Origin of the sequence: Providencia zhijiangensis, from assembly GCF_030315915.2 — a bacterium.
Classification (GTDB): Bacteria; Pseudomonadota; Gammaproteobacteria; order Enterobacterales; family Enterobacteriaceae; genus Providencia; species Providencia zhijiangensis.
Genome location: NZ_CP135990.1, coordinates 383,867 through 400,856, shown reverse-complemented (window position 1 = coordinate 400,856; position 16,990 = coordinate 383,867). Strand labels below are relative to the sequence as shown.

Genomic DNA, 16,990 nt, shown 5'->3' with positions numbered 1-16,990 from the left:
TCCCTCCACGTTGTCGTGCTCCTTTATGCTTCTATTTTACCCATAAACGTTATTTGAATTATGTTAGATAGTTATCTATATGCAGGTGATTCAGGTAAAAATATTTCGGTTAATAATAATGGTTTTTCGGACAATCTTAGTAAGGAGCGGCGTACCCAGCGGTCAGCGCTGGATCCCATTTCAATATAATCTCGGGTTAGGTTTTCATGACTAAAGAGGTAGCGCCCTAATGGGACTCGCCCAATATCCACTAATTGTTTGTCATTATCGGTGAGCGTCTCTTCTGGGATCAGCGTTCTGCCAATCAACCAAGGGATATTATCCCCATACATAATCACTTCCCGTAGCCAATAACGCTCACTAATTGGTAAGCATTTTTGTTCGTCGGCGGTGAGCATATCCAGTGAGATATAGCGTTCTAAATAAGGTATTACTGTCACTTTCTGACTATGCTGCTCAAACCGCTTGGTCATCGACCCCTGCTCTTGCAACCAATCCAATACACTTTCAGGAACACTCTCGTCGCCCTCTTCTAACCAGTTTATCGGGTGAGAGGTAAAAATCGTTTCAGGCATTCAATCAAATTCCACCATAGTAATTATGGTTATCCCCTGATTGCTACTCCAGCGTGTTAACGTCTAGCGCGTTAAAGCCACAACCAGCATCGTTCATCTAAATTATTGGGCGATAGAATAGCACGTTGTTATTGTGCAAGGTTAAAGATAGATAACAATTTATATAAAAAGTCGCTAATTCAACACAAATTGTAAAAATTTTGTGAAAAATATTTGATTTATAATGAGTTAGCTTAAAAATCGTATTTTATTAGGATACTAATAGCCTGCCAATCACAGGCTATTAGTCGCTTAAAAAAACGCCATTAACGCCAGTTTTTATAGCAATTAATCAGCCCGTTGGTGGAACTATCATGGCTCGCCACCGCTTGGCTATTTTCCAATTCAGGCAGAATACGGCTCGCTAGTTGCTTACCTAACTCTACACCCCATTGGTCAAAGGTGAAAATATTCAAAATTGCACCTTGGGTGAAGATTTTATGCTCATACATAGCGATCAGCGCCCCTAATGAATACGGCGTGATCTCTTTAAGCAGAATAGAGTTAGTTGGGCGGTTACCTTCAAACACTTTGTAAGGTGCTACATATTCCATCTCTTCAACGGTTTTACCTTGCGCGGCAAATTCTGCATCCACCACTTCGCGGGTTTTACCGAAGGCTAGCGCTTCAGTCTGTGCGAAGAAGTTAGACAGCAATTTAGCGTGGTGATCCCCCAGCGGGTTGTGTGTCACTGCCGGCGCAATAAAGTCACATGGGATCATTTTTGTCCCTTGGTGAATCAACTGGTAAAACGCATGTTGCCCGTTAGTTCCCGGTTCACCCCAAATAATTGGACCTGTTTGGTAAGTGACTGCATTGCCATTACGGTCAATATATTTTCCGTTTGATTCCATATTGCCTTGTTGGAAATAGGCAGCAAAGCGATGCATGTATTGGTCGTATGGAAGAATCGCTTCAGTTTCTGAACCAAAAAAGTTGTTGTACCAGATGCCGATCAGCGCTAATAAAACGGGGATATTGCTTTCTAGAGGCGTTTGCGTGAAGTGCTTATCCATTGCATGAGCACCGCACAGTAATTGAACGAAATTCTCATAACCGATGGATAAAATAATAGACAAACCAATCGCTGACCACAGAGAGTAACGACCGCCAACCCAATCCCAGAATTCGAACATGTTATTGGTATCAATACCAAATTTTGCGACTTGCTCGCTGTTCGTTGAGAGCGCTACAAAATGTTTCGCGATATGTTTTTCATCTTTGGCAAACGTCAATAACCACTCACGCGCTGAATGCGCATTAGTCATGGTTTCTTGCGTTGTGAAGGTTTTCGAAGCTATCAGGAATAACGTAGTTTCAGGATTGAGATCCTTCAATGTTTCTGCAATTTGAGTGCCATCAACGTTGGAAACAAAGTGCATATTTAAATGGTTTTTATAAGGACGTAGCGCCTCAGTTACCATAAATGGTCCCAGATCTGAGCCACCAATCCCAATGTTCACCACATCAGTAATGGCTTTACCTGTGTACCCTTTCCACTCGCCACTAATAATACGCGCGCTGAACTGCTGCATTTTTTCCAGCACTGCGTTCACTTCTGGCATCACATCTTTGCCATCCACCAGCACTGGGGTATTGTCGCGGTTACGTAATGCGGTATGCAGCACAGCACGGTCTTCAGTGCGGTTGATTTTCTCACCACTGAACAGACTTTTGATTGCATCTTCCAGTTGCGTTTCTTTGGCTAATGCCAAAAGTTTGTCCAATGTCTCTTGTGTAATACGGTTTTTGGAGAAATCCACTAAGATTTGGTCATCAAAAGTGGCTGAAAACTTCGTAAAGCGCTGTTCATCTTGTGCAAATAAGTCACGCATATGCACATTTTTCATGTCTGCAAAATGCTGCTCTAGCGCTCGCCATGCCGCCGTCTGGCTTGGATTGATACTTTTCATGGATAACACCTCCAAAACAATTTCAAATAATAATAGATTGTAACTCGCCGAGGGCACGAAGCTTATCGGTTTTCTGCGTTCTCATAATCTGCTGTTGTTAGGTCTATTCTCCCAAACCTAACGCCAACTGTCATCTCATCCCCAAAAGGATTAAAAAAGAAAAGGTATTGGGAAAACCGATAATCATTTGCCCATCATTAGAATTACTGATTTACCTCGATTCATTATTGACGATACGTGCCAAAGTCGATAAATCTATTACTCCAACGTATTTCAAGCTGTTGATGTAGTGCCTCATTCGGCCAGCGCCGCAGGAATTATTTTGGGTTAATGCATTATTTAAAGATAGGCGGTTTAATTAAAGGGATTGGAAAATGAATACAGTAGCTGGCAGTAATCAGTTTGTTATCGCAAAATTCGGTGGCACAAGCGTCGCTAACTTCGACGCCATGAATAAAAGTGCAGACATCGTACTGGCAAATGATCAAGTTCGTGTGGTTGTGCTTTCCGCAAGTGCGGGGATCACCAACTTACTCATTGAACTCGCTGAAGGCTGTGACACTGATAAACGCAACGAGCTACTGCAAAGAGTCAAACAAACTCAATATGACATTATCGAACACCTGCAAACTGCGAACGTGATCCGCGAAGAAATCGACCGTCTACTTGAGAATATTGCCCATTTAGCCGATTCAGCCTCTCTGGCCACTTCCGATGCCTTAACGGACGAAATGGTCAGTCACGGCGAGATTATGTCCACATTACTGTTTGTGGAAGTGTTGCGTCAACGTGGAGCATCCTCACAGTGGTTTGATGTCCGTAAAGTGATGAGAACCAATGAAAGCTTTGGGCGCGCTGAGCCGGATCTTGAACAGCTACAAGTGCTCGCACAGCAGCAGTTACTTCCACGCTTAGCCGAGTCAATTGTTATCACTCAAGGGTTTATTGGTCGTGATGCCAAAGGTCGCACCACCACACTAGGACGCGGAGGAAGTGACTATACCGCGGCCTTACTGGCTGAAGTATTGAACCTATCCCGCGTGGATATTTGGACGGATGTACCTGGTATTTACACTACCGACCCTCGCGTGGTGCCGAATGCCCAAAAAATCGATGAAATCGCCTTTGATGAAGCGGCTGAAATGGCGACGTTCGGCGCCAAAATTCTGCATCCAGCCACGTTATTACCCGCAGTACGTGCGGGGATCCCAGTATTCGTCGGTTCTAGTAAAGCGCCAGAAGCAGGCGGAACAATTGTCAGTGACCAAACGGAAAACCCACCGCAATTTAGAGCGCTCGCACTACGCCGCAAACAAACGTTACTGACGCTGCACAGTTTGAAAATGCTGCATGCGCGTGGTTTCCTAGCAGAGATTTTTACTATCTTGCTGCGCCATAATATTTCCGTGGATTTGATCACCACATCGGAAGTGAGTGTCGCACTGACATTAGATACAACGGGCTCAACAGGCACTAATGGTAGCTTACTAACTAATGCCTTAATGACCGAATTATCCGCGCTGTGCCGCGTAGAAGTGGAAGAAAACCTTGCTCTAGTGGCGATTATTGGCAACCAACTATCACAAGTGAACGGGCTCGGAAAACAGATTTTCGGCGCACTGGAATCCTTTAATATTCGCATGATCAGTTACGGTGCTAGCAGCCATAATATTTGTCTGCTTGTGCCGGGTAACGACGCGGAAGAGATTGTTCGCACGCTGCACAATAATCTTTTTGAGTGATAGCGAGCCAGAAACGATAACGGGCAATCTTTTGATTGCCCGTTTGACTTGCTAATAAATATAAATTTAACGACTTAGGAAAGAAGTAATCAGCCCACTAAACGTCGACTCACCCGCAAAAGCATAGGTGCTTTTTAGCTCTTCTCCGCGAATATCCGCAAAGCGCGCTAACGCTAATTCTTTGCTATTCGCCTCTATCTCTTCAAACTGCTTCTGATAACCCGCACTCAGCAACTCTGACGCTTTTTGGGTTTCCTTCATCTCTAACGCAACAACTTCGTCGGATTTAATAAAAAAACAATAAGTGCTCATTTGACACCTCATTTTTTCATACTCAAAAAACAACTAAACTCGTTCTAATCTAATGGAGAGATTTACAACAAAGACTCAACAAAGAACCAGTTAATAGAACTATACTTCATTATTTAGCTAAATAAAAATAGCTTCCTAATTCACAAAGATTGATAAATTTTATGGTGTAGATATACGTAGTTTCTATTCAAAAGTAGATAAGAAAAAGTGCAATTAAAGTAATTCCTAAGAATATCAAAATGATATTTGTAAATATGATAAAAATCGAAATAGACATTGATGATTAAAAGCCAATAATATTAATAAGGTTATTGGCTTTGAAATAAAATGGAATGGATCTTTTTATTAACTCATTTTCTAGAAGGTAATGAATCTTTTACACTTTCTGTATATTGCAGCATATTCGCTTTTGCATTATGGTCTTTTTGCAATAATGCTAAGTTATTTTTTGCGGTCACATTACCCAATTTATCTGCACGCTCAAACCACATAATAGCGCGAAAAATATTTTTACTACCGCCTTCTCCTCGAGCATACATCACGCCGAGGTTATTTTGCGCATCACTGTTTTCTTTGAATGCCGCAGACTCCAAAAGCTCTCGTGCTTTTTGGCTATCTTGTTGAACTCCAGTTCCAGTCAGGTAGAAAATGGCTAACTGGTTTTTTGCGTCCATATTGTCTTCTTTCGTGACTTCCAGCCACTTCACAATCTGCTGGATCTCAACATCCTTCAACTGACCCGCCAGGTATAAATTCGCTAACTTTAATTGTGCATCGACAATATCTGAATCGGCTAATTCGATATACCACTGGGTCGCTTTGGCCATATCAGGCTTAACACCGCCAAGACCTTTTTCATAATACTCAGCCACTTTCATGGCGGCTTCAGCAGATTCATTATCCGCAGCCATTTGGTACCACTTGAAGGCTTCGCTCAGGTCTTGCCCAACGCCATCGCCTGTCTCATACGCTTGCGCTAATGCATATTGAGCTGAAAATTCACCTTGGTTTGCCGCGCGTTTATACCAGTAAACGGCTTGGTAGTTATTTTGCTCAACGAGCGGATGACCTTTACTGTAAAAGTCCCCCATGTTTTTTTGTGCAACTGGGGAGCCCATATTCGCAGCTTGGCGATACAGGTAAATCGCCGTGTCCTCATCTTTTTCCATGCCTTCGCCATTTTCATACATCACGGCTAAGTTGTTCACGGCAGAGGCTACGCCATTACGTGCACTGCGCTCATACCATGTAAAAGCTTTATTGTAGTCAATATCACCACCAAGCCCATCATGGTAAAACAGCCCAATGGCAAACTGTGCATATTCCTGCTCTTGCTCTGCAGCCTCATAATACCAAGCACGTGCTTGTTTATAGTCTTTTTCGACGCCTAAACCACGCTCAAATAAATAGCCCATCGCATATTGGCAATATGCATCGCCTTTTTCGGCGCATTTACGGTACCAGTTACCCGCTTGCTCATAATCTTTTTTGCGCTGCGCCAGCATACCGATGTAGTAATCACCATCATTACTATTTAAATCGGAAGCTTTCTTAAACCAGTAATAGGCTTTATTTTCATCAGCATCGAGAAAATCTGTGCCATCCAAATACGCGACACCCACATCAATCATGGCATCAACTTTGCCCGCATTAGCCTCTTTAATGCTACTTTGGAAATCGGTTGGAAGGTTGCTTGGCTCAGTCACTTCAAGGGCTTTAGGTAAAGGTTCAACTAAAGCAGAATCCGCCTGAGGCGTTAAAACTACAGGGGTGATATTTGGGGTAGAAGATTGATTAGCAGCCGCTTTGGTTGGCTGGTTATGAAACGAACCCGACTCTATTGGCTCTGCTTGCACATAAGGGGCACAGATAATGCAGAAACTAAATAAGAGAGAGGGTAATTTCATGACATTTACTCACAGCTTGGCATTGACCACTGCTATATAAGATATCATTCCCATACAAAAATCATAAGGACTATAAGCAGAAAATAACCAAATGAAGTGAATTTTTAAGAAAATAATTTGGGTGATTATCGTAATTGGTTACAAAACGAGCTAATCACCCTCTGCTTAATAATTAAATTGTCTTAATGCGGAAAATTAATTAACGCGATATCCACCATGCTTACTGGCAAATAAATTAAACTTACCCCACTCAATTAAAATCAATTCCAATTTTTGATGACTAATTTTGCATAGCGTCGATATTTGGGAAACCACAAAATGGTTTTCACCCACTAATTCTTCTGAAAATACCTCGGCAATTAATTCACTCTCTTTCGCTGTAATTAACCAGCCATCATTGGTCGCAAATTTATGAACCGGAACCATACCTTCTTTGGTACTTTCTTTAGAGAGTAACTTATCTTCCGCTTGTTGGGCTTGATAAAACGCGTCGATTTCTTCTTGTGAAGGGATCGGCTCAACCCGCTCTTGGTTTTCCAAGAACAGATAAATTTCTTCTGCTCTTGCTGGCGTTAACTCGCTTCTTAACCAAATTTGGTTAAAGCAATGTTCCGTCAATGAATCTTCAGTATCCAATTTGTCCATGATTTGCAAAATACTCATCATGGCACTCACCGCATCTTCGCTCATCATAAACGTGTCTGGTGCGGCGCTATTTTGGATCTGATAAGGATAAACTACCGAGGACGGCAGTTTTCCTTCAATTATAAATTCATAGCTCATCATTTGCTCCCAATAGATTTCCTGCCTATAAGATGGAGGCGAATAACTGAAAAATCAATCTTCTGGATCAAATCAATCTTCTGGATCAAATCAATCTTCTGGATCATAGCCGAGGTTCGGTGCTAACCAGCGTTCTAATTCTGCGACAGTCATTCCTTTGCGTTTAGCATAATCTTCAATTTGATCTTTTTGCACCTGCGCCACCGCAAAATATTTACTATCGGGGTGACTAAAGTACCAACCCGACACCGAGGCTCCCGGCCACATAGCGTAAGAGCTGGTCAGTTTCATACCAATTTTGTCTTCCACATTCAGGAGTTGCCAGATTTTTTCCTTTTCTGTGTGTTCAGGACAAGCGGCATAACCCGGCGCAGGGCGAATGCCTTGATAATTTTCACGGATCAACTCTTCGTTGCTCAGCGCTTCATCCTGTGCGTAGCCCCAATACTGGGTTCTGACTTGTTGATGCAAATATTCTGCAAAGGCTTCTGCTAAGCGATCAGCCAAGGCTTTCACCATGATTTTATTATAATCATCGTGGGCATTTTCATACTGCTCAGCCAACTCATCCTCTTCTAACCCGCCAGTAACCGCAAATGCACCGATATAGTCCGCTTTACCACTCTCTTTCGGCGCCACAAAATCGGATAAACAGTAGTTAGGAAAATCGGTTTTCAACGTTTGCTGGCGTAAATTCAGTGAAATCGCTTGGACTTCATCCCGAGCAGAGGAGCGATAGATTTCCACATCATCCACCACACGGTTTGCAGGGAAAATCCCAAAAATTCCTTTTGGCGTCAGTAATTTTTGGCTATCCAGCGTGTCAAGCATCGCATTGGCATCAGCCAACAATTTGCGCGCCTCTTCCCCGACCACTTCATCTTCCAGAATTCGCGGATATTTACCTGCTAATGACCATGTCATAAAGAATGGTGTCCAATCGATATACTCACGCAATGTTTTAATGGAAGCCGCCACCTCTTGAACGCCTAAGAATTTAGGGACTGGCGGCTGGTACTGTTGCCAATCAATATTCACCCCATTAGCGCGAGCAGCTTCTAATGTGACGGGTGGGGTTCTTGGCTTTTTGCGCCCATGTTGCAAGCGAACCGTGTCATATTCACGACGCGTTCGGGCTACAAACTCGGCTTTTTGGGTTGCTGAAAGTAATGCGGCGACGACACCCACCGTACGGGATGCGTTCTGCACATAGACCGTAGGTCCTGAATAGTTTTGCTCGATTTTCACAGCGGTGTGAGCTTTCGAAGTGGTTGCGCCACCGATCAATAACGGTAAGGTAAACCCTTGTCGCTCCATCTCTTTTGCCACATGCACCATCTCATCCAATGACGGCGTAATCAGACCCGATAAACCGATAATATCGACGTTTTGTTCACGAGCGGTTTTCAGGATCGTTTCACATGGCACCATGACGCCTAAATCAATGATTTCATAGTTATTACACTGCAAAACGACGCCCACGATATTTTTGCCAATGTCGTGCACATCCCCTTTCACCGTCGCTAATAATACTTTACCTGCGCTGCTTCCTGATTGTTTGAGTTCTTGAATGTACGGCTCCAAGTACGCCACAGCTTGCTTCATCACGCGAGCGGATTTCACCACTTGGGGCAGGAACATTTTTCCTTCACCAAATAGGTCGCCCACCACATTCATGCCGTTCATTAACGGGCCTTCGATCACTTCGATAGGGCTTGATGCGCGTTGGCGGGTCTCTTCCGTATCTTGGATAATAAATTCCGTGATCCCTTTCACTAGCGAGTATTCCAGCCGTTTTTCCACTTCCCAACTGCGCCATTCCGCTTGTTGAACTTGCTGCTCTTGTCCCCCTGTTCCACGGTATTTTTCAGCCAGTTCCAGTAGCTTTTCAGTACCGTCTTCTCGGCGATTGAGGATCACATCTTCTACCGCGTTTTTGAGTTCAGCAGGAAGATCGTCATAAATGGCCAATTGTCCCGCATTGACGATCCCCATATCCATGCCATTGCGGATCGCGTGGTACAGGAAAACCGCGTGAATGGCTTCACGTACCGGATCATTGCCTCGGAATGAGAAAGAGACGTTTGATACCCCGCCGGAGATCAATGCATGGGGCAGTTGATCTTTAATATCCTTACAGACTTCAATAAAATCAATGGCATAGTTATTGTGTTCTTCAATCCCCGTAGCAACCGCAAAAATGTTCGGGTCAAAAATAATATCTTCAGGCGGGAAACCGACCGTTTCCGTCAATATTTGGTATGCACGGCGGCAAATTTCGATTTTACGCTCGCGGGTATCTGCTTGCCCCACTTCATCGAACGCCATTACCACCATTGCCGCGCCATATTTACGGACTAATTTGGCGTGTTCAATAAAGGCATCAACTCCCTCTTTCATTGAGATGGAGTTGACGATCCCTTTGCCTTGGATGCATTTCAGGCCTTTTTCAATCACATCCCATTTCGAGGAATCGATCATAATAGGTACCCGTGCAATATCCGGCTCCCCCGCGATCAAATTCAGAAAACGCACCATCGCCGCGTGAGAATCTAGCATTCCCTCATCCATATTGATGTCGATGATCTGCGCGCCGTTTTCCACTTGTTGGCGAGCGATATCAAGGGCTTCTTGGTAATTTTCTTCTTTAATTAAACGCTTGAATTTTGCTGAGCCTGTGACGTTAGTACGCTCTCCCACGTTCACAAACAGAGACTGCGCACTAATATTCAGCGGCTCTAAACCGGATAAACGACATTCCACTGGCAATTTTGGCAACTGGCGAGGTTTAAGCCCCTCAACGGCTTGCGCCATTTTTTGGATATGAAGTGGCGTGGTACCACAGCATCCACCGACGATATTTAAAAAGCCAGCTTCCGCCCATTCGCGGATCTGCTGCGCCATATTTTGGGCATCAAGATCGTATTCACCGAATGCATTCGGTAATCCTGCATTGGGGTGGGCGCTAACATAGCACTCTGAAATACGAGATAATTCAGCGATATATTGACGAAGTTCGTCAGGCCCCAGTGCGCAGTTAAGCCCGAATGATAGCGGCTGAGAGTGACGCAATGAGTTATAAAATGCTTCCGTGGTTTGTCCCGATAAGGTGCGTCCCGAGGCATCAGTGATAGTCCCTGAGATCATCACTGGTAAATGGATCCCAAGGGCTTCAAATTCAGTTTCTACAGCAAAAATTGCCGCTTTTGCATTTAATGTGTCAAAGATAGTTTCGATCATGATCAGATCGACACCACCTTTAATCAGCGATCGTGTGGATTCGCGATACGCGTCCACCAGCAGATCAAACGTGACGTTGCGATAAGCCGGATCATTCACATCAGGGGAGATCGATGCCGTACGGTTTGTTGGTCCCAAGACCCCAGCCACATAACGCGGTTTTTCTGGGGTTTTACGTGTCCACTCATCGGCACATTCACGAGCAAGGCGAGCTGCGGTTTCATTGATTTGTGCAGAAAGGGCTTCCATTTTATAATCCGCCATCGCAATGGTGGTGGAGTTAAATGTATTGGTTTCAACAATATCCGCCCCTGCTGCAAAATATTGGCTATGGATATCGCGAATAATCTCGGGCTGGGTGAGCACAAGTAAGTCATTATTGCCTTTCAAATCACTTGGCCAATCTGCAAAACGCGCGCCGCGAAACTGCTCTTCAGAGAGTTTATGGCGTTGGATCATCGTTCCCATCGCACCATCTAGGACGAGAATTCTATTTTTTAATTGTTGTTCTAATTGGTTTTTCTTGCTGGACACTGCACTGTCCTCCTGAAAATGATAATCCCTCGGCTTAATCGGCCCCATGCTGTGACTTCACACAGCTAAAACGTCAATGAATTGAAACTAAACTAAATTTGTATGAATCACATCCTACCATAACTTCAGAAGAGAAAATTCGTCGTTATGATGAGAGTTTTTCAGGTTGCCAAAGATCGACTTTTTGCTGATCCGATGAGTATTTTTGAATGAAATCATTCATAATAGAAACGAATATTCATTCCTGTCAGGAGACACTTGATGGCGGCTACACCCATTACTAAAAAAATAAAGAAGGCAAAAGGACCTGCGAGTGGCGCTACGGCTGCCGGACAAGTTCAATCCTTAAGCCGTGGACTGACGCTTTTGGAATACATTTCTGAATCGACCGGAGGGATCGCCCTCACCGATTTAGCCCTTCAAGCTGGTTTACCTAATTCCACAACTCACCGCTTATTAATGACCCTAGAGCAGCACGGTTTTGTGCGCCAGACAGGGGATCTCGGGCTGTGGGTCATCGCTTCTCATGCCTTTATCATCGGCAGTAGCTTCCTTGAAAGTCGTAATTTATTAGCCCTTGTCCATCCGATATTACGCCGTTTGATGGAAGAATCTGGCGAAACCGTTAATTTAGCGATTTTAGATCACACGGAATATGACGCTGTGATTGTTGACCAAGTACAATGTAATGCACTAATGCGCATGTCTGCTCCGATTGGCGGGAAACTGCCATTACATGCATCGGGTGCAGGAAAGGCGTTTATTGCCAATTTGCCTGAAGAACAGCTAATTCCATTACTTGGCAAAAAAGGCTTACATGCCTATACACCGCATACATTAACTAACCCATCCGCATTGAAAGAAAATCTGCAACAAGCTAAAAAACAAGGGTTTTCTTATGATGATGAAGAACATGCTCTGGGGTTAAGATGTATTGGCGCCTGTATTTATGATGAGCATAAAGAGGCATTTGCTGCGATCTCAATTTCTGGGCCACTTTCACGGATCACCGATGATCGGGTAACTGAGTTGGGAGCGATGGTGATCAAAGCCGCTAAAGAAATCAGCCATGAATATGGCGCTAATCGCTAGCAAGTAAAAGTGCGGGATCTCCCCGCACTTCTTCAATTAATCATGTTACTGACGGGTTAATCACCCTGTTGACCGGATACGCTTTCCGATTTATTCGATTTCAAAGATTGTTTGAATTTCGGCATATTGCGATATTTTTCAATCAAAGCTAAAGCGATAGCTTCCGTTTCCGCATCTGCCCTCCCATCAATATCCCGTGGACGATAATGCATTTGGAATGCACGCAACGTCTGCTTCGTTTCTTTATCTAATTTTCCTGTCAGTGGGATCCCCGCATAGCCATAAAACTTCAATGCTTTTTGTAGGTTTAATACACTGACAGGTGCATTAATTTGTCGCCCAGCTAAATACTTATTGACGGTTTGTGGGTCAGGCCAAGCACCAATCCCGTGCAGCGCTAATGATTGCCACGGAAATGCACGTCCCGGATCTTGCTTACGCAGTGGTGCGATATCACTATGACCAATAACATTTTCAGGCGGAATGTCATAACGTTGCATGATGTCTTTCAATAGCGGGATCAACGCATCTATCTGTGAGTCATTAAAAGGCGGCCAGATATCTTGACCATTTTTTCTCACCAAACCTTCATTAACGATTTCAATACCAATCGAGCTATCATTAAGTCCATGATGATATTGCCAGCGGCTATCCCCTGCGTGCCACGCTTTCAAACGCTCAGGAACGAGTTGTAAAATAACAGGCTGACCATTTTTTTGTGCAGGTTGACTAGGAATGAGGTAGTGGGAACTCACCTTTCCTTTCGTTAATATTTTAATTGAGTGGGCATCATCAGAAACAGTGTAATGCAGAACAATAAATTGAATACGCTCACTGGTATTCTGTGACGGGTAACTCTGATCGAGATAGTAGCCCGTTTTTGAAGGTGTCGTTGAACAACCGACAAGTAGGAATATGACAAATATCCATATTGCCCTAGCCATTTAAAACTGCCCTTTTTCCATGTTGAATTGTCGCACATTTAAGCACACCGCCCTCGATAAAACCATGAGAACTTTTCGTAAAGAATCGTCTTAAATATGAGCAAATATAAAAAAAGAGTAAATTAAATGAATCAAAAAAAGCAGAATATGAATAATTTTATAAAGAAAACTAATCGAATTTAATCGTTATCTGCTTTTATCATTTAAAAGCAGAATCATCAGATTCATGACATTTAATTATTACATTGAAGATAGCATTAATAATTAAAATCATTTAATCATTATAATTTTTTTAATCTATAAAACTTTAAGGGAAGTGAAAATAAATTAAAAACTCGCTAGTGCCACCTCACTAGAATTAACTCTCTCTTTCTCAAATTGACGCGCAATCATAGTGGTAATTTCATGAATATCAATTTCAAGTAAAATAGCAATCTCGATTAATTTATCTAAACTCAGCTTATTCACACCCAGTTCATATCGAGATACCTGCTGCTGACTAAGTTGAATAATAGCCGCTAACTCCTGACCTGATAACCCTTTACGTACTCTAGCTTTACGAAGATGATTGCCAAGCAAAGCATAAATATTTTGTTTTTCTGACATGTACATACTCACCTCAATATAAAGAACTCAATCAAACATTAACGGGCATTATAAAAACAATCTGTTTTTTTTAAAATAGATAAAAACAATCGAATTAACTATTATTGATAGGAATTTAAGGTGCCATTATGATTTTAATTTTTAACCTTTACTATTCTTAGTTGTAATCCATTGCTTTATAAAAATATTTTTTAATGTCACTCGTTGTTTTAACCTTGTGAAACTATTATTAAAACATCTCTAATTTAATAATGTTTTACAATTTAAATAGTTATGGAAATAATTGGTAACTAAAAATCACTTGTACTTACGTTTTAATTTTATTTTAAAAATTGAAATTTATTTAAAATAATGTCATACGTAATCAGCATTAAAAAATAAGTAATTAGCGGGCTTAACTTTCAAGCCAGCTTTATCTAAATACCATAATTCCACTTTTTCCTTGAAGATAAGAAAATAGTTCGACATCCATTACCCGTAAATTTTTTCGTTGCGAAGAAGCATGGCGAAATATCACTTTTTCGCCATCTCTAATAACAATACCCACATGGGTGACATCCAATCCTGATGCAGGGGAATAAATACCAATGTAATCCCCTGTTTTTAACTGCTTCAGTAATTTTCTATCAATAAATCGAGTTGGGATATAACCAATCACTCTTGGTGTTATTTTAATCGTAGCAATAATAGGATCACCGTTACTTTTTTTATTCAGTTGTTTATTAACAAAAATAGTGTGGGGGCTCAATTGAGCTGTTATATCAGAGACCACTTTATGATCCCCTTCTGCCCAATCCGAAAAGAAATGACGACGTTGATTAAATGCGACTTTTGCATCGACATAGCGTACTTTCTCTAAATATGAGGTAAATTGTTCAGCATCATCCGCATATTTAAAGGCTTCGCTATACTCAATGAATGTCATGCAATCAACGGCTTTTAAGTCAATGATTAACCGTTCCGTTGAGAATGCATCCATATTTAAAGTGCGATTATTGTAGGGAGTACCCAACAAAGTGGCGGTTGCATTCGCCATTTTTTGCTCAGCATAACTACCTTGACTAGCTGAAATCGCCTTCTCTAATACGCTGTAAGATCCTGTGGTTAAAACCACTTCAGGCACTTCTGTCGCTTGAACGCTGCTTGAGCACAACCAAAAAACACCTAACAGCCACCCAAGCGAATTCCGTTTTTTCAACCCAGCCATATTTCCCTACTTGATTTTTATCTCAATGCCATTGACCAACTCATTATAGTTATTATTTATCATTCTGTTAGGCTGAAATGGTCACGATTACTCCCCGATCCTCTTCTTGATTCAGATCACAGATATGTCGAAATCTTCATTTTGATCATTGCAACAATTGTTTTTTCATTGAACAATGTTACCGGTAACATAAAGAGTACTGTTTGTATAATGGAGCCATTATCATGAGCAAAAATATTTCTGACGTCACACCTTCAACGAAGGCCAATGACCATATTTTACAGATCACCCAACGTATCATCGCGCGCTCGAAAGAGAGTCGAAAAGCGTATCTCGAAAAAATTGAACAGGCTCGTAGCAGTACTGTACATCGCGCTGAATTAGCGTGTGGGAATCTGGCTCATGGTTTTGCTGCCTGCCAAAGCGAAGAAAAAAGTATTCTCAAAAGCATGACTCGTTCCGATATCGCTATCATTAACTCCTATAACGACATGCTTTCCGCTCATCGCCCCTATGACCGCTACCCTGACCAATTGAAACAAGCGCTACTGGAAAATGGTGCGATTGGGCAAGTAGCTGCGGGTGTTCCTGCCATGTGCGATGGTGTTACCCAAGGGCAAGATGGTATGGAACTCTCATTACTGAGCCGCGATGTTATCGCGATGTCCACTGCCATCGGACTTTCCCACAATATGTTCGATGGCGCGCTCTATTTAGGGATCTGCGATAAAATTGTTCCGGGGCTGATGATGGGCGCGCTCTCTTTTGGGCACCTACCCGCAGTTTTTGTCCCTGCAGGCCCCATGAGCACTGGCTTACCCAACAAAGAAAAAGTGAGAATTCGTCAGCTATACGTTGAAGGGAAAGTTGACCGCAATGCATTACTTGATGCTGAAGCCGCGTCCTATCACAGCATTGGTACCTGCACATTTTACGGTACCGCAAACTCTAACCAAATGGTGATGGAAGTGATGGGGTTACACTTACCTGGCTCTTCCTTTGTTCCACCAGATTCCCCATTACGTGATGAACTCACTCGTGCTGCGGCTCGCCAAATTACACGCCTTACTGAGCAATCAGGAAATTATTTACCGATTGGTAAACTGGTTGATGAAAAAGTGATTGTAAATGGTATTGTGGCGCTTCTGGCAACAGGGGGATCCACCAATCTCACCATGCATCTGGTGGCGATTGCACGCGCCGCCGGCATTATTATCAATTGGGATGATTTCTCTGATCTTTCTGCTGTCGTTCCTCTGATTTGCCGAATTTATCCAAATGGCCAAGCTGATATTAACCAATTCCAAGCGGCCGGTGGCGTTCAGTTGTTGATCCGCCAGCTCCTTGCTAAAGGTTTACTCCATGATGACGTTCACACCGTCGCCGGGTTTGGGTTATCACGTTATACCCTCGAACCTTGGTTGGACAACGGTCAGTTATCTTGGCGCGAAGGGGCAAAAAATTCTTATGATCTTGAAGTAATTGCTGATATTGATCATCCTTTCTCCCATCACGGTGGGACTAAACTACTGTCTGGGAACCTTGGTCGCGCTGTGATGAAAACGTCAGCCGTTCCCGTTGAAAACCAAGTGATTGAAGCCCCAGCCATCGTGTTCAATAATCAAAATGATATTGCACCGCGTTTTGAAGCAGGCGAATTAGACAGAGACTGCGTCATTGTGGTTCGTTTCCAAGGACCATCTGCGAATGGCATGCCTGAATTACATAAATTAATGCCGCCACTCGGGGTATTATTGGACAAAGGCTATAAAGTGGCATTAGTCACTGACGGGCGATTGTCGGGAGCATCGGGCAAAGTACCTTCTGCTATTCATGTCACCCCAGAAGCTTACAATGGCGGCTTACTCGCCAAAGTCCAAGACGGTGATTTAATTCGCGTTAATGCATTAACGGGAGAAATTGAGCTTCTCGTCGACGAACAAATTTTATCCGCTCGTCAACCTTATCAAGCCGACCTGAGTGCAGAACGAGTGGGTTGTGGTCGAGAGCTGTTTGGTGCATTAAGACAACATTTATCCGGCGCCGAAGAAGGTGCTTGTAGTATTAATGACTGACTGTATTAATTTTTAGTTTAT

Annotated in this window: 12 protein-coding genes; 3 read left to right on the top strand and 9 right to left on the bottom strand. The window is 42.9% G+C overall.

All coding sequences use genetic code 11. The features are described 5' to 3' along the window. Positions 1 to 71 precede the first annotated feature (71 nt). Both ubiC and pgi read right to left on the bottom strand, forming a co-directional pair. Positions 72 to 575, bottom strand: coding sequence for a chorismate lyase (gene ubiC / locus QS795_RS01785; protein WP_154601999.1), 504 nt, complete (start codon positions 573 to 575; stop codon positions 72 to 74). A gap of 305 nt (positions 576 to 880) precedes the next feature. Beyond that, positions 881 to 2,527, bottom strand: coding sequence for a glucose-6-phosphate isomerase (gene pgi / locus QS795_RS01780; RefSeq protein WP_286271054.1), 1,647 nt, complete (start codon positions 2,525 to 2,527; stop codon positions 881 to 883). Positions 2,528 to 2,901: 374 nt separating this feature from the next. Here pgi and lysC point away from each other — a divergent pair, with 374 nt between their 5' ends. Then, on the top strand, positions 2,902 to 4,269 hold the full coding sequence (lysC, locus tag QS795_RS01775; RefSeq protein WP_036955418.1) for a lysine-sensitive aspartokinase 3: 1,368 nt from the start codon (positions 2,902 to 2,904) through the stop codon (positions 4,267 to 4,269). 66 nt (positions 4,270 to 4,335) lie between these two features. Here lysC and QS795_RS01770 read toward each other — a convergent pair whose 3' ends face one another. The 4 genes from QS795_RS01770 to metH all read right to left on the bottom strand — a co-directional run bounded on the left by QS795_RS01770 (position 4,336) and on the right by metH (position 11,045). After that, positions 4,336 to 4,581, bottom strand: a complete 246-nt coding sequence (locus QS795_RS01770; protein WP_154601996.1) for a hypothetical protein — start codon at positions 4,579 to 4,581, stop codon at positions 4,336 to 4,338. Positions 4,582 to 4,931: 350 nt separating this feature from the next. Continuing rightward, on the bottom strand, positions 4,932 to 6,488 hold the full coding sequence (locus tag QS795_RS01765) for a tetratricopeptide repeat protein (RefSeq protein WP_154601995.1): 1,557 nt from the start codon (positions 6,486 to 6,488) through the stop codon (positions 4,932 to 4,934). A gap of 195 nt (positions 6,489 to 6,683) precedes the next feature. Next, complete coding sequence (locus QS795_RS01760) at positions 6,684 to 7,271, bottom strand: hypothetical protein (protein WP_154601994.1); 588 nt, start codon at positions 7,269 to 7,271, stop codon at positions 6,684 to 6,686. A 90-nt stretch (positions 7,272 to 7,361) separates the two neighbouring features. Then, positions 7,362 to 11,045 carry a methionine synthase gene (metH, locus tag QS795_RS01755; RefSeq protein ID WP_318626780.1) on the bottom strand — a complete coding sequence of 1,228 codons (3,684 nt, stop codon included), beginning with the start codon at positions 11,043 to 11,045 and terminating at the stop codon, positions 7,362 to 7,364. A 261-nt stretch (positions 11,046 to 11,306) separates the two neighbouring features. Between metH and iclR the strand changes: the two genes are divergently transcribed. After that, positions 11,307 to 12,137, top strand: a complete 831-nt coding sequence (iclR, locus tag QS795_RS01750; protein ID WP_036955435.1) for a glyoxylate bypass operon transcriptional repressor IclR — start codon at positions 11,307 to 11,309, stop codon at positions 12,135 to 12,137. Between the two features lie 56 nt (positions 12,138 to 12,193). Here the strand turns inward: iclR and QS795_RS01745 are convergent, their stop codons facing one another. From QS795_RS01745 to QS795_RS01735, 3 genes are all read right to left on the bottom strand, one after another. Continuing rightward, complete coding sequence (locus QS795_RS01745; RefSeq protein WP_154638679.1) at positions 12,194 to 13,081, bottom strand: N-acetylmuramoyl-L-alanine amidase; 888 nt, start codon at positions 13,079 to 13,081, stop codon at positions 12,194 to 12,196. A 327-nt stretch (positions 13,082 to 13,408) separates the two neighbouring features. Next, on the bottom strand, positions 13,409 to 13,687 hold the full coding sequence (locus QS795_RS01740; protein WP_286271044.1) for a helix-turn-helix domain-containing protein: 279 nt from the start codon (positions 13,685 to 13,687) through the stop codon (positions 13,409 to 13,411). A gap of 412 nt (positions 13,688 to 14,099) precedes the next feature. Next, on the bottom strand, positions 14,100 to 14,840 hold the full coding sequence (locus QS795_RS01735) for an N-acetylmuramoyl-L-alanine amidase-like domain-containing protein (RefSeq protein ID WP_286271042.1): 741 nt from the start codon (positions 14,838 to 14,840) through the stop codon (positions 14,100 to 14,102). 278 nt (positions 14,841 to 15,118) lie between these two features. Between QS795_RS01735 and edd the strand changes: the two genes are divergently transcribed. Continuing rightward, positions 15,119 to 16,969: a phosphogluconate dehydratase gene (gene edd, locus QS795_RS01730; protein ID WP_318626777.1), complete on the top strand. Its 1,851-nt coding sequence runs from the start codon at positions 15,119 to 15,121 to the stop codon at positions 16,967 to 16,969. The last annotated feature ends 21 nt before the right edge of the window (positions 16,970 to 16,990 follow it).

Coding starts and splice junctions, on each gene's coding strand:
- QS795_RS01760 (WP_154601994.1), bottom strand. CDS start 7,271: ATGAGCTATGAATTTATAATTGAAGGAAAACTGCCGTCCTCGGTAGTT.
- ubiC (WP_154601999.1), bottom strand. CDS start 575: ATGCCTGAAACGATTTTTACCTCTCACCCGATAAACTGGTTAGAAGAG.
- QS795_RS01765 (WP_154601995.1), bottom strand. CDS start 6,488: ATGAAATTACCCTCTCTCTTATTTAGTTTCTGCATTATCTGTGCCCCT.
- pgi (WP_286271054.1), bottom strand. CDS start 2,527: ATGAAAAGTATCAATCCAAGCCAGACGGCGGCATGGCGAGCGCTAGAG.
- QS795_RS01740 (WP_286271044.1), bottom strand. CDS start 13,687: ATGTCAGAAAAACAAAATATTTATGCTTTGCTTGGCAATCATCTTCGT.
- QS795_RS01745 (WP_154638679.1), bottom strand. CDS start 13,081: ATGGCTAGGGCAATATGGATATTTGTCATATTCCTACTTGTCGGTTGT.
- QS795_RS01770 (WP_154601996.1), bottom strand. CDS start 4,581: ATGAGCACTTATTGTTTTTTTATTAAATCCGACGAAGTTGTTGCGTTA.
- edd (WP_318626777.1), top strand. CDS start 15,119: ATGAGCAAAAATATTTCTGACGTCACACCTTCAACGAAGGCCAATGAC.
- iclR (WP_036955435.1), top strand. CDS start 11,307: ATGGCGGCTACACCCATTACTAAAAAAATAAAGAAGGCAAAAGGACCT.
- lysC (WP_036955418.1), top strand. CDS start 2,902: ATGAATACAGTAGCTGGCAGTAATCAGTTTGTTATCGCAAAATTCGGT.